This is a genomic window from Ancylobacter oerskovii, from assembly GCF_018390555.1.
GTDB classification, from domain to species: Bacteria; Pseudomonadota; Alphaproteobacteria; order Rhizobiales; family Xanthobacteraceae; genus Ancylobacter; species Ancylobacter oerskovii.
Genome location: NZ_JAHBGB010000044.1, coordinates 673,780 through 686,856 on the forward strand (window position 1 = coordinate 673,780; position 13,077 = coordinate 686,856).

A 13,077-nucleotide genomic window follows, 5' to 3' on the forward strand; every position below is an offset into this window, starting at 1 on the left:
TGCGCCAAGGTCGCGGGCCCGGCGAACGTGGCTCCCCACAGGAGGACGTGGCGATGTCGTCCATCGCAATCAACGCCGTGAACGACGACGCCCTGACGGAGCGCGAGCGGGAACTCTCGCAGCTCGTCGACATGGTGCCCACCCATGTGTGGCGCCTCGCGCCGGACGGCAAGCCGGCGTTCTTCAACCGGCGGATGGCGGAATATCTCGGGCTGGACGCCGCGGGCGGCATGCCCGGCGGGCTGGAGACCCTGATCGGCTTCGTCCACCCCGACGACGCGCCCGCCTTCCGCGATGCGCTCGGCCGCAGCCTGGCTACCGGCGAACCGTTCGCGCTGCGCTACCGGCTGCGCCGCGCGGACGGCGCCTATCGCTGGATGTCGAGTCGGGCCGAGCCGCTGCGCAACGAGGCGGGCGACATCCAGCAATGGTACGGCGTGTGCCACGACATCGACGACCAGGCCCGGGCGGAAGAGGCGCTCCGGCTGCGCGAGCAGGAGCTCAAGCGCCTCGTCGACGCCGTGCCCGCGATGATCTGGTGCGTCACGCCGGAGGGCGAGCCGTCCTACATCAACAAGCGGCTGGCGGATGCGGTCGGAGTGGAACTGGAGGACCTCATCGGATCGGACGGTTCGCGCTCGCTTGCCGATATCCATCCCGAGGACATGCCGGCGGTGGAGAAGGCGCTCGGCCATGCGTTCGAGACCGGCGACACGTTCCAGATGACATACCGGCAGCGTCGTGCCGACGGCATCTTCCGCTGGACCGAGGGGCGCGCCGAACCCATGCGCAGCGAAACCGGCGCGATCATCCGGTGGTACGGCGTATGTGTCGACGTCCATGATCGCATCGCCGCGCGCGAAGCCCTGAACGAGAGCGAACGGCAACTCCGCCAGCTCGTCGACACCGTGCCGAGCCTCACCTGGTGCCTCTCGCCCGACGGCCAGCCATCCTATTACAGCGAGCAACTGGTTCGCTGGCTGGGCGTCAGCGTCGAGGATCTCGACACGCCGGAGACGAACCGCCTGGCGCATGCGGCGGCCCTGCTCGTGCATCCCGAGGACAGTGCGGAAATTCACCGGGAGCTGGCGCGCTGCGTGCGGACGGGCGATCCGTTCATGCGCAAATACCGCGTGCGCCGCCACGACGGCGTCTTCCGCTGGATGGAGGGCCGCGCCCAGGCCCTGCGCAACGCCAACGGAAACATCCTCCAATGGTACGGCGTGCTGATCGACATCGAAGAATTGATGCGCGCGCAGGAGGATCTTCGCGGCCGGGAGCGGGAGCTTTCGCAGCTCGTGGACATGGTTCCGAGCCAGATCTGGCGGCTGAAGCCGGACGGGGAGCCGATCTTCTTCAACCGGCGGATGATCGATTTCCTCGGCATGGAGATCGCCGACACCGACAGGCCGGGCGCGAGCCGGCTGCAGGCGCTGGAGGAGACGCTCCACCCGGACGACGCGCCGCAGTTCCAGGAGACGCTTCACCACAGCCTCGCCACCGGCGAGGCCTTCGCCATGCACTACCGGCTGCGCCGCGCCGATGGCGACTACCGGTGGATGTCGGGGCGGGCCGAGCCCCTGCGGGACGACCGCGGGCGCGTGGTGCAGTGGTTCGGCCTCAGTCACGACATAGACGACCAGATGCGCCTCTACGGCGACATTGCGGAGCGCGAGGCCAGGATCCGGCGCCTGGTCGATTCCGACATTATCGGCATCGTCATCTGGGATCTCGACGGCACGCTCATCGAGGCCAACGACGCGTTTCTCCGCATGGTCCAGTACGACCGGGAGGACGTGAAGGCCGGGATCCGCTGGTTGGACATGACGCCCGCGGAATGGCAGGCGGTGCATGCCCGCGAGGAGGCGGACGAGCTCGCGGCGACGGGGAAGATGCAGGCCCGCGAGAAGGAATATTTCAGGAAGGACGGCAGCCGCGTGCCGGTCCTCATCGGCGCGGCCTGCTTCGACGGGCAGTCCCGGCAGGGCGTCGCCTATATTCTCGACCTGACCGAGCGCAAGCGTACGGAAGCCGCCGTGCGCGAGCGGGAGCGCGAACTGTCCCAGCTCGTGGACATGGTGCCGAGCTATCTCTGGCGGATCAACGCCGATGGCCTGCCGGTGTTCTTCAACAAGCGGCTCGTCGATTTCCTGGGGCTCGACGTGTCGGGGGCGGACAGGCCGGACAAGAGCCGCCTTGCCGCCATCACCGACGCCATCATCCACCCGGATGACCGCGACAATGTCATGGAGGCGTTCGAGCGCTCTCTGGCCAGCGGCGAGCGCCTGTTCATGAAATGGCGCATGCGCCGGGCCGATGGCGTCTATCGCTGGATGGAGGCGAGCGCCGAGGCGATGCGGGAGGAGGATGGGCGCATCACCCAGTGGTACGGCCTCTGCCACGACATCGACGATCAGGTTCTGGCCGAAGAGGTGCTGCGGCGCAGCAAGCAGCAGCTGGAGCAGATGATCGATGCGGTGCCCGTCAATATTCTGAGCTTCGATCGCGCGGGCAACCTCACCTATGCCAGCCGGCGCTACCTCGACACGGTGGGATCGCCGGGCCACATCCGGGATTTCGAGGCCCTGGCGCGGGACGTCGCCCACCCGGAAGACTTCCCGACCATGTTCCGCAAGGCATCAGCCGGCTTTGCGACCGGCGAGCCTTTCGTGAACCGGTTCCGCCGCCGCTGCGTCGACGGCGTCTATCGATGGATAGAAGCCCGCGCCCAGGCCTTGCGCGACGCCGATGGCGAGATCGTCCAGTGGTACATCGCCTCGATCGATATCGAGGAGGAGATGCAGGCGCTGGCGGCCTTGCGCGAAAGGGAGCGGCTGCTCTGGCAACTCGTGGAAACGCTGCCGGCGATGATCGACTGCGCGGCGCCCAATGGCGAGCCGGTGTATCGCAGCCAGCAGCTCCGCGAGTTCCTGGGCTACGAGCTGGAGGAACTGCACAAGACGGGCGGATCGCGCCTGAAGCAGACGCTGGATGCCGGCGTCCACCCCGACGACCTCGCGGCCGTGAAGAAGCACTATGCCCACTGCCTGATGACCGGCAAGCCTTATGCGCGCCGCCACCGCCTGCGCCGCCATGACGGCGAATATCGCTGGGTCGAGACCCGCGCGGCGCCCATGCGCGACGCCGACGGCGCCATCATCCAGTGGAACGTGATCTGCCTCGATATCGATGCCGAGGTGCGGGCGCAGGAGGATCTCCGGCTGGCGCAGGAGCGGCTTGCACGGGCGAGCCAGGCGGCGAGCCTCGCCGAGCTTTCGGCCTCGATCGCCCATGAGGTGAACCAGCCGCTGGCGGCGGTGGTCTGGAACTCGCAGGCCTGCCAGCGCTGGCTGACCGCCGACCCGCCCAATCTGGACCGGGCCCAGATCACCGTCGAGCGCATCATCCGCGACGCCAATGCCGCCGCGGATTTCGTCAGCCGCATCCGGGCGCTGTTCAAGCAGGCGGTAGTGCCCCGGGACCGGGCGCCGATCGGGGAGGTCATCGCCGATGTCGGGCGGCTGCTCGCCGACAGGACGTCGCAGACGCGGGTCGGCGTCGAGGCGGACGTCGCCGCCGAGCTGCCGGACATTCCGTTCGACGTCGTCCAGGTCCAGCAGGTGCTGGCCAACCTCATGCGCAATGCGATCGAGGCGATGGAGGGACACACCTCCGAGCCTCGCCTCAGGGTGCGCGCGCTTCGCGACGGCGAGGTCGTGCGGGTCGAGGTCAGCGACAACGGACCCGGCATCCTGCATCCCGAGAAGGTGTTCGACGCCTTCTTCACCACCAAGCAGACCGGCATGGGGATGGGCCTGGCGATCTGCCGCTCGATCATCGAATCCCACGGCGGGCGGTTGTGGGTCGAACGGAACGACGCCGGCGGCGCGACCTTCGCCTTTACCCTGCCGATCCAGGCGATCGAGCCCTCATGACGCCGGAGACGCCCATCGTGCTGATCGTGGACGACGATCCGAGTGCGCGCGAAGCCCTCAGCGAGCTTGTGGAGGCCCATGGCATGCGCGTGGTTGCCTATGCCTCGGCAGGGGACTATGCGCGCGCGGGCAAGCCGGAGGCGCCGGCCTGCCTGCTCCTCGACGTCGAGCTACCCGACATCAACGGGCTCGACCTGCAGGCGCAGCTTGCCGGCACGGACCACCCGCCGATCGTGTTCATCACCGGCCATGGCGACATTCCCTCGTCGGTGCGGGCGATCAAGCGCGGGGCCGTGGATTTCCTGACCAAGCCGTTCGGCGAGGAGGCGCTGATGGCCGCCATCGCGGCTGCGTTCGCTGAAGACAGGCGGCTTCGCGCCGAGCGCGCCGAGTTCGAGCGCCTCGAAGCGCGGTACGGGACGCTGACGCCGCGCGAGCGCGAGGTTCTGCCGCTCATCGTGAGCGGATTGCTGAACAAGCAGGCCGCCGCCGCGCTGGGGCTCAGCGAGGTGACGTTCCAGGTGCACAGGAGAAACGTGCTGCGAAAGATGGGAGCCGCCTCGCTCGCCGACCTGGTGCGGATCGCCGAGCGGCTGAGCATCCCGGTCACCCATTCGCGTCGCGGAGAGAGGGAAGCGTGAGTAGTCCCAAGCGTATCATCGCGGTGGTCGACGACGACAGCCGGCTGCTGGAATCCCTGGAGAACCTCCTGGAGTCCGCGGGCTATGCCGTGCGGACCTTCTCCTCGCCGAAGGCTCTCCTGGCGGCAGGGCTTTCCGATCTCGACTGCCTGATCACCGATATCGGCATGCCCGAAATGGACGGCTTCCAGCTTCGCGACGCCATCGGCCGGACCTGTCCGCACCTTCCCGTCTTCCTGGTGACGGGCCGCCACGAAATCGCCGATCGGCCCGGCAACGCCGCCGCGGCGACCGTCCTGTTCCGCAAGCCGATCGACGGCCGGCTGCTGCTGGCCGCGGTGGAGAAGGCCTTCACCGGCCTGAACTGGGAGGGGTGAGCATGTTGCAGCCATCGCCGCGCCACGCCCGAGGGTTGCCGGAGCCTGCCGACGTGGAACGGCCTGTCGTCCTGATCGTGGATGACGATGCGGCGATCCGCGAAGGCCTGAGCGAACTGATCTCGTCGATCGGGCTGAACCCGATCGGCTTCGCCTCCACGCAGGAACTGCTCGCCTCCTGGGATCCCGACGTCCCGGGCTGCCTCATCCTCGACGTGCGCCTGCCCGGTGCGAGCGGCCTCGACCTGCAGCATCGCCTGGCCGCCAGCGGCAATGCCAAGCCGATCATCTTCCTGACCGGGCACGGGGATATTCCGATGACGGTTCAGGCCATGAAGGCGGGGGCGGTGGACTTTCTGACCAAGCCGGTCCGCGACCAGGTGCTTCTCGATGCCATCACCGTCGCGCTGGAGCGCGACCGGCTGCAGCGGGCGACGGCGGAGGTCGCCCGGCGCAATGCCGAGCGGCTGGAACTGCTGACGCCACGCGAGCGGGCCGTCCTTGTGGAAGTGGTTCGCGGGCGCCTCAACAAGCAGATCGCCCACGAGTTCGGCATCAGCGTCGTCACCGTGAAGCTCCACCGGAGCAACGCCATGCGGAAAATGCAGGTGGCGACCGTGGGCGAGCTGATCCGGGCCTGGGAAACGCTGCCGGCGCCGCTCCGGCAAGCGCGCGGCTGAGGGGCGGCCTAGCTCCAGCCCGACAGCACCTGGCCGAGATCGGCGTCCCGCCACGGCTCGCGCCGGGAGCGCGCGGGAGCGCCGTCGATCCAGGCGGGATAGCGGACGCCCGGCATGTCCCCGTCGGGCCCGTCGAGGATCTCGCGGGCGAGAAACTGCGGGAAAAGCAACGCTTCGGCGGGGGTGAGCACGCGTTGAAAGCAGCAGTCCAGCGCGCCGAGCCGGTCTTCCCACTCAAGCGCCGTGTGCTTTGCGAAGAGCGCGGCGAGTTCGGCGATGAGGGCGGTCTGCGGCAGGGGATCGGCCTGCCGGTCGATGAGGTCGGCGCGGCGGACGGCGTGGCAGAAGACCTGCCAGAACCTGGCCTCGAGGGCCGCCAGCGTGACGAAGCCGCCGCAGGCGGCGCGATAGATGTTGTAGCCCGCCGCTCCTCCCCCGATCAGATCGGCGCCGCGGGCGGGCGCGATCGGCGAGGCCGATTCCGCGAGGTCGGCAGCCTGCCAGGAAAGCACGACGTCGGCCATGGCGATGTCGATATAGGCCCCGCGTCCCGTCCGCTCGCGGCGAAACAGCGCCGCCGCGATGGAGAGCGCGGCCTGCTGGCCGCCGGCATAGTCCGAGACGGGCGGGCGGGTAATGACCGGCCGCTCGGTCGTGCCCGAGCCGGCGAGGCCGCCGCCGGCCGCCATGTAGTTGAGGTCATGGGCCGCCTTGCGCGACAACGGGCCGTTCTGGCCGAAGCCGGAGAGTGCGCAGTGGACGAGGCGCGGATTCGCCTCCGCCAGGGCCTGCCGTCCGAGTCCGAGACGGTCCAGCACGCCGGGGCGGAACGATTCCAGCAGCACATCGGCAGCGGCCACGAGGGCGCGAACCTGCTGCTGCACCGCCGGCGTCTTCAGATCCGGCCGGATGATCCGCTTGCCGCCGTTCAGGGCGGTGTAGGCGGCCGAGACGCCGCCGGCTCGCGTCTCGCCGAACCGCCGCATCGGGTCGCCGGACGGCGGCTCGATCTTCACCACCTCCGCCCCGAGATCGGCCAGCGCCAGCCCCGCAAAGGGAGCGGGGATATACTGCCCGATCTCGACGACGCGGATACCCGCGAGCAGGTCGGCCGGCATGGACGCCTCCCTCGGCAGGCTCAGCCCCTGGCGCCGCTGTAGCAGCCGCGCCCGACGGCGCACAGCTTGCCGGACGCGTCGTAGACATCGACGTCGGCCAGCCCAACGGTGCGTCCGGCCTTGCGGACCTTCGCCACCGCCCTGAGCTCGCCGCCGCGCGCGGGCCGCAGATAGTCGACACGGAAATTGATGGTCGGGACCACCCCGCCGACGCCGATGGCGATCGCGAAGTCGCCGGCCGTGTCGATCAGCGCGGCGATGGGGCCGCCATGGAACATGTCGTCGCCGCTGGCGCGCATGAATTCCGGGCGGGCCGGCATGGTGACGACCACTTCGCCCGCCGCAGCGTCGACCGAGACGATCTTCAAGCCGGAGAAGGAGATGAAGGGCGAGGTTGCGATAGCCTCGTCGAGCAGCTGCTCGGGGGAGATGTCGGGCATTGGAAATCCTTGGCGCGCTGGGAGAGGGCGGGGAGAAAAATCGCTCAGGCCACGCGCAGCACGGCCTTGCCGAACACCTTGCGATCGCTCAGCTCCTGGAAGGAAAGCGGCAACTCGTCCAGCGGGCGGAGCGAGGATATTTGCGGCTTGAGACGCCCGCTCGCCACGAGGTCCAGCAGGTCCGTCAGGTCGCTTCGCCGCCAGCAATTGGAACCGACGATGGAAATCTCGAACGACCAGATGAAGCGGATGTCCGTCTTCGGATCGTAGCCATTGGTGGCGCCGCAGGTGAGCACGCGCCCGCCGCGCTTCACGCAGCGCAGGGCGCGGGGCCAATCGTCGCCGCCGACGAAATTCACCACCACGTCGGCCCCGCCGCCCTCGTCGAAGACGCGCGGCTTGCCCCACAGCGCCTGCGTCGCCTTCACGAAGTCGGTCTCGGAGGTGTTGATCACATGGTCGACGCCGATCGCGCGAAGCTGCTCGGCCTTGGCGGCGGAGGAGGTGGCGGCGGCGACCTCGGCGCCCGCGAGCTTGGCGAGCTGCACGCTGCACACCCCGACGCCGCCGGTGGCGCCCAGCACCAGCACCTTCTCGCCGGCCTGGACCTTTCCGCGCTCGCGGATCATGCGGTAGGCGGTGCCGTAGGCGATGGGCAGGGCGGCGGCATCCTCGAAGGAAACCGCATCCGGCAGCGGCACGAGGTTGATCGCGGGGACCGCCACATATTCGCAGGCCCCCCCGCGCACCGTCTCGCCGAACACGCCGGTGGTGCCGACCAGCGGGTCGACCAGCACGCGCGTGCCGACGGGAATGCCCTCGATGGCGGTATCCGGCCCGTAGGCCGCGACTTCGCCGGAGATGTCGCCGCCCGGAATCATCGGCAGCGGCGTGTTGATGCCGGGAATTTTGGCGAGGATCATCGGGTCGAAGCCGTTCAGCCCCACGGAGCGGACCCGCACCAGCGCCTGGCCGGAGAGCGGTACCGGGACCGGCACGTCCGCGAGCTTCAGGTTCGCGATCGGTCCGTGTTCTTCGAAGATGATGGCTTTCATGAGTGAGGCTTCCCAGTTCGGGCTCTGATGCGGCCCTTCAAGATGACGGCGAGATCCGCGGGAGCCGCCCCCCGCGGTCGATGGGGGCATCGGGCCGCTCAGGCGGCGCCGAGATAGGCCTTGCGCACCTGCGGGTCGGAGGCGAGTTCCCGCGCGGTGCCGGAGACCGCCACCCGGCCGTGCTGGAGCACATAGGCCCGGTCCGCCAGTTCGAGTGCCATGCGGGCGTTCTGCTCGACGAGCAGGATGGTGATCCCCTGGGCCTTCCAGCCATGGAGCACCTCGTAGACCTGATCGACGAAGCGCGGCGAGAGACCCATGGAGGGCTCGTCGATGCAGACGAGGCTGGGGCGGCGCAGCCAGGCGCGGGCCAGCGCCAGCATCTGCTGCTCGCCGCCCGACATGGTGCCGGCCAGCTGCGCGCGCCGCTCCTTCAGGCGTGGAAACGCCTCATAGACGCGCTCGAGATCCCCGGCGAGATCCTTGGCCTCGCGACGCCTCGGATAGGCACCGAGCAGGAGGTTCTCGTAGACCGACATGTCCGGGAAGACGCGCCGGCCCTCCGGCACGCTGGCGACGCCGCGGCCGATTATGGCATCCGGCCGCTGGCCGTCCACGCGCAGGCCGTCGAGAGTGATCGTTCCTTTGGTGGGGCGCACGAGACCCAGTACCGACTTGATGGTGGTCGACTTGCCGGAGGCGTTGCCGCCGAGCACGGACACCACCTCGCCGTCGCCAACGGTCAGGCTCAGGCCGAAGAGCGCCTGTACCGCGCCATAATGGACGTCGATGGCATCGATGACGATGCGGGGGGCGATGTCAGCCATGATGCGCGTCCTGGAAGCTGGCGCCTGTCCGGGGCTTGCCGAGATAGGCTTCGACGACTTCGGGATGATCGAGGGCATGGTCCGGCTTGTCCTCGATGAGGACCCGTCCCTGGTTGAGCACAACGACCCGGTCGGCGATGCGCCGGACCATGGAGAGCTTGTGTTCGATCACCAATATGCCCGTCTGCGGATGCGTGCGCCGCAGGTCGAGGATGAGATGGGTGAGTTCCTCGGTCTCGGTCGGGTTCATGCCGGCGCTGGGTTCGTCGAGCAGCAGATAGCGGGGTTCCGCCGCCAGCAGCCGGGCGATCTCCAGCCGGCGCCGATTGGCGTAGGAGAGGCTGAGCGCCGGCTGGTCGCGCCGCGGCCATAGCCGGTCGCCGAACAGCTTGAGCGCCGCCTCGGCGGCGGCCTCCTGCGCCTTGACGCGCCGCCGCCAGAATCCCAGGCCGAGCAGCGCGCCCAGGCTCTCGGTAACCGGGTCGATCAGCCGGCCCGACGGCCGCTCGATCAGGCCGGGCTGCACGCCGACCAGCACGCTGTCCCAGACGGTCAGCGCCGGGAAGACCCGGGACGTCTGGAAGCTGCGCCCGACGCCGAGACGGGCGATCCTGTCCGACGACAGACGGTCGGTGCGCACGCCGTCCACATGGATGCTGCCGCTGTCGGCCCGGTCCACGCCGCTGATGAGCTGGACCAGCGTCGACTTGCCGGCGCCATTGGGACCGACGATGGCGACGGTCTCGCCGCGCGCCAGCGTCAGGCTCACGCCGTCGACGGCCTTGAGGCCGCCGAACACGCGCGAGACGTTTTCGACCACGATGCCTTGCACGGCCATGTCAGCGCGCTCCCAGCAGGCCCTGAGGGCGCACGCGCAACGCGGCCAGCAGGAGCAACCCGTAGATGATCATCCGCCACTCCGCGAAGCCGCGCAGGAACTCGGGCAGGATGGCGAGGGCGAAGCCGCTGACCGCCGCGCCGGTGAAATTGCCCAGCCCGCCGAGCACCGCCATGGTGAGGACGAGGATGGAGGTTTCCACGGTGAAGCTCTCGGGGCTCACTACCTGCTGCACATAGGCGAACAAGCCGCCCGCGAGCCCGGCAAGCGCGCCGGAAATGGCGAAGGCCAGCAGGATGTAGCGTTTCACCGGCAGGCCCGATGCCTGCGCCGCCAGCCTATCCTCGCGGATGGCCCGCCATACCCGCCCGATGGGCGAGGAGACATAGCGTTCGGCGATGACGAGGCCGATCACCACGAAGCCCAGTACCAGCCAGTATTTCTGCGCCGTGGTGGCGAAGCGCGCCCCGCCCAGGATTTCCAGCACCGGATGGGGAATGTTGAGGATGCCCATCGGGCCGCGCGTCACCGACACCCAGTTGAGAAACACCAGGAAGCCGATCTGGCCGATGGCGAGCGTGCCGAGCGCGGCGGTGTGGCCGGTGAGCCTGAGCAGCGGGATCGCGGCGACGACCGCGACCAGGGCGGTCAGGGCGATCGCGACGAGCAGCGTCGCATCGGCGGAGAGGCCATAGGGGCGGGCCAATATGCCGACCGCATAGGCCCCGACGCCGAAGAAGGCGGCATGGCCGATGGAGAGGATGCCGACCGAGCCGGAGACGAGGCTGGTGCTCACCGCCAGCAACGCGAAGATGAAGCCGTAGATCAGCGCCTGCAGCACATAGGTGCTGGTCAGCACCAGCGGCACGGTGGCGAAGGCGATCCCGACGACGAGGAAGCCCCATGCCGGCAGGTAGACGGCGCGGATCGCGGTCTGCTGGCTGGAGGAGGAGGCGAGCAGGCTGGTGGTCGGCATGGCGCCCGCCGCCGCGCCGGCTCCGCCCAGCGCGTCGAGCCGCTTGCTGCCGAGGAGGCCGTTCGGCTTCACCAGCAGCATCAGCAGCAGCAGGGTGAAGGCGATGGCGTCGCGGTAGCTGTCGCCGACATAGGCGCTCGCCAGCGTCTCGCCGATGCCCAGCAACAGGCCGCCGACCACCGCGCCGGGAATGCTGGCAAGGCCGCCGAGCAGCGCCGCCGCGAAGCCCTTGAGGCCGAAGGGGATGCCCATCTGCGGGAAGACGCTCTGGAAATAGAGCGCGACGAGGATGCCGCTCAGCGCGCCCAGCGCCCCGGCGAGGCCGAAGGCGATCTGGCGCATCGCCTCGGTGCGGATGCCGAGCTGCGCGGCCGCGGCCGAATCCTGCGCGGTGGCGCGCAGCGCCCGGCCGGTCCAGGTGAAGGAGATGAACAGGGTGAGCGCCACCGTCGCGGCGGCGCCGAACGCGAAGATCACCAGATCGGTCAGCGTGATGTAGGCATTGCCGATGAAGAAGGTCGTGTTCGACAGTGCCGCCGGGAAGGGCTGGCTTTCGGGCGACCAGATGATCTCCGCCGATTGGTCGATGATGGTGCTTATCGCCAGGGTGGACAGGAAGGGCGCGATATAGGGCGCCCCGATCAGCGGGCGCAGCGCGATACGTTCCAGCAGCAGGCCGAGAATGGCGACGATCACCACCGAGACGGCCGCCGCCGCCACCAGGGGCAGCTCGAACCAGGCAATGGCGGAATAGGCGATGAAGGCGCCCAGCATGAACAGCGCGCCCTGCGCGAAGTTGATGATGTTCGCCACGCCGAAGACCAGGCTGAAGCCGAGGGCGATCAGCGCGTAGACCTGGCCGATCGCCAGACCGTTCAGGATCTGGCTGAGAAACAGCTCCATGGGAGGGGTAGCCTTGGAAAAACGCGGAGGAGAAGGCTCGGGAAACGCAAGAACGCCACCCTCCCTGCCGGAAGGGCGGCGTTCGCGTGTCGGCGGCGGTCAATAGAGGACGTATTTGCCGTCCTTGACGATGATGTAGGTGCTCTTCTTGTTCACCTCGCGCTCGTCGTCATATTTGGTGACGCCGGTGACGCCCTCATAGGCCGGCGCGTTGGCGATGGCGTCGCGCACATTCTCGCCGGTCAGCGGCTTGCCGGACTTGATGACGGCGCGGATGGCGTTCACGCCGACCGCGATCGAATCATAGGCGAGTGCGGAATACTGGTCCGGCAGCCGGCCATACTTCTCCTTGTAGGCATCGACGTAGTTCTTCACCTTCGGATCGTCCGGGAAGAAGGTGGTGTAGAGCAGCACGCCCTCGGCATCCTTGCCGGCCAGTTCGAGGAACTTCGGATTGCTCAGCGGATCGGGGGCGCCGACCGGAATGGTCACGCCGGCCTGGCGCAGCTGCTGCACGAAAGCCGAGGCTTCCTGGTAGTGCACCGGCAGGAAGATCACGTCCGGGTTGAGCGCCTTGATCTTGGAGACCAGCGGGCGGAAGTCGCGGGCATTGGGGGCGATCGGCTCGATGAGCACGACCTCGCCGCCCCTGGCCTCGATCGCCGCCTTGGTGAGGGTGGCGGTCACCTGGCCCCAGTCGTCCTGGAAGTAGGGAATCGCGATCTTCTTGCCCTTCAGCTTCTCCAGCACCAGCTCGGCGTGAAGCGGGGCCAGCTTGTCCTGCCGGATGTTCTGGCGGAACTGGTAGGGGCTGAACTTCGGGAAGTCTGGGTGCGAGGAGGAGGGGCTGATCTGCGGGATCTTGGCCTCGGTGAGGATCGGCGCCGCCGCCAGGGCGGCGGTGGTGGTGAACGAGCCGATGGCGAGAACCAGATCCGGCGTGTTCGCGAATTTCTGCGCGATGCTCGCCGCCTCCTTGGGCGAATTGCGATCGTCCTCGTAGATGACCTCGAGCTTGCGGCCGTCGATGCCGCCTGCCGCGTTGGTCTGCTCCTCGAACAGCTGCACCGAATCGCGGAAGCGCTCGCCGAAATTGGCCAGATTGCCCGTCAGCGGGGCGAAGAAGCCGACCCGGATCGGCTCGGCCGCCTGCGCGGCAACGCCGGGAACGGCCAGGCCGAGCGCAAGGAGCAAGCCGGCGGTTGCGCGGCGGAACGTCATTGGAAACTCCATAATCTATTTAATATGTAGACATTATTTGTCCTCTGGCTATCGTGTCAATGGAAG

Annotated in this window: 10 protein-coding genes and 1 pseudogene; 4 read left to right on the forward strand and 7 right to left on the reverse strand. The window is 68.5% G+C overall.

The window, feature by feature from the left end; translation table 11 throughout:
* Nucleotides 1-89 precede the first annotated feature (89 nt).
* The 4 genes and pseudogenes from KHC19_RS24140 to KHC19_RS24155 form a co-directional block, all read left to right on the forward strand.
* Nucleotides 90-3,935, forward strand: a pseudogene (locus KHC19_RS24140) (PAS domain-containing sensor histidine kinase); the annotation flags it as partial.
* Nucleotides 3,932-4,576: a response regulator transcription factor gene (locus tag KHC19_RS24145; protein ID WP_213356090.1), complete on the forward strand. Its 645-nt coding sequence runs from the start codon at nt 3,932-3,934 to the stop codon at nt 4,574-4,576. The pseudogene KHC19_RS24140 and the gene KHC19_RS24145, both read left to right, overlap by 4 nt.
* On the forward strand, nt 4,573-4,953 hold the full coding sequence (locus tag KHC19_RS24150) for a response regulator (RefSeq protein ID WP_213356091.1): 381 nt from the start codon (nt 4,573-4,575) through the stop codon (nt 4,951-4,953). Before KHC19_RS24145 ends, KHC19_RS24150 begins: the two co-directional genes overlap by 4 nt.
* Entirely contained in the window at nt 4,950-5,633 is a 684-nt protein-coding gene (locus KHC19_RS24155; protein WP_378296896.1) for a response regulator transcription factor, read from the forward strand. The genes KHC19_RS24150 and KHC19_RS24155 overlap by 4 nt, the downstream gene beginning before the upstream one ends.
* Nucleotides 5,634-5,641: 8 nt before the next feature.
* Here the strand turns inward: KHC19_RS24155 and KHC19_RS24160 are convergent, their stop codons facing one another.
* The 7 genes from KHC19_RS24160 to KHC19_RS24190 all read right to left on the reverse strand — a co-directional run bounded on the left by KHC19_RS24160 (nt 5,642) and on the right by KHC19_RS24190 (nt 13,011).
* Nucleotides 5,642-6,751 (reverse strand): CaiB/BaiF CoA transferase family protein, encoded by a 1,110-nt coding sequence (locus KHC19_RS24160; RefSeq protein ID WP_213356093.1) that lies wholly within the window; start codon nt 6,749-6,751, stop codon nt 5,642-5,644.
* A 20-nt stretch (nt 6,752-6,771) separates the two neighbouring features.
* The gene (locus tag KHC19_RS24165; protein ID WP_213356094.1) at nt 6,772-7,191 is read right to left on the reverse strand and encodes a PaaI family thioesterase; all 420 of its coding nucleotides are present in this window, start codon (nt 7,189-7,191) and stop codon (nt 6,772-6,774) included.
* A gap of 44 nt (nt 7,192-7,235) precedes the next feature.
* Nucleotides 7,236-8,246 (reverse strand): zinc-binding dehydrogenase, encoded by a 1,011-nt coding sequence (locus KHC19_RS24170; protein WP_213356095.1) that lies wholly within the window; start codon nt 8,244-8,246, stop codon nt 7,236-7,238.
* A 98-nt stretch (nt 8,247-8,344) separates the two neighbouring features.
* Entirely contained in the window at nt 8,345-9,073 is a 729-nt protein-coding gene (locus KHC19_RS24175) for an ABC transporter ATP-binding protein (RefSeq protein ID WP_213356096.1), read from the reverse strand.
* Nucleotides 9,066-9,911, reverse strand: coding sequence for an ABC transporter ATP-binding protein (locus tag KHC19_RS24180; RefSeq protein ID WP_213356097.1), 846 nt, complete (start codon nt 9,909-9,911; stop codon nt 9,066-9,068). Before KHC19_RS24180 ends, KHC19_RS24175 begins: the two co-directional genes overlap by 8 nt.
* A gap of 1 nt (nt 9,912) precedes the next feature.
* Entirely contained in the window at nt 9,913-11,790 is a 1,878-nt protein-coding gene (locus KHC19_RS24185) for an ABC transporter permease (RefSeq protein WP_213356098.1), read from the reverse strand.
* Between the two features lie 99 nt (nt 11,791-11,889).
* Entirely contained in the window at nt 11,890-13,011 is a 1,122-nt protein-coding gene (locus KHC19_RS24190) for an ABC transporter substrate-binding protein (RefSeq protein ID WP_213356099.1), read from the reverse strand.
* Nucleotides 13,012-13,077 lie beyond the last annotated feature (66 nt).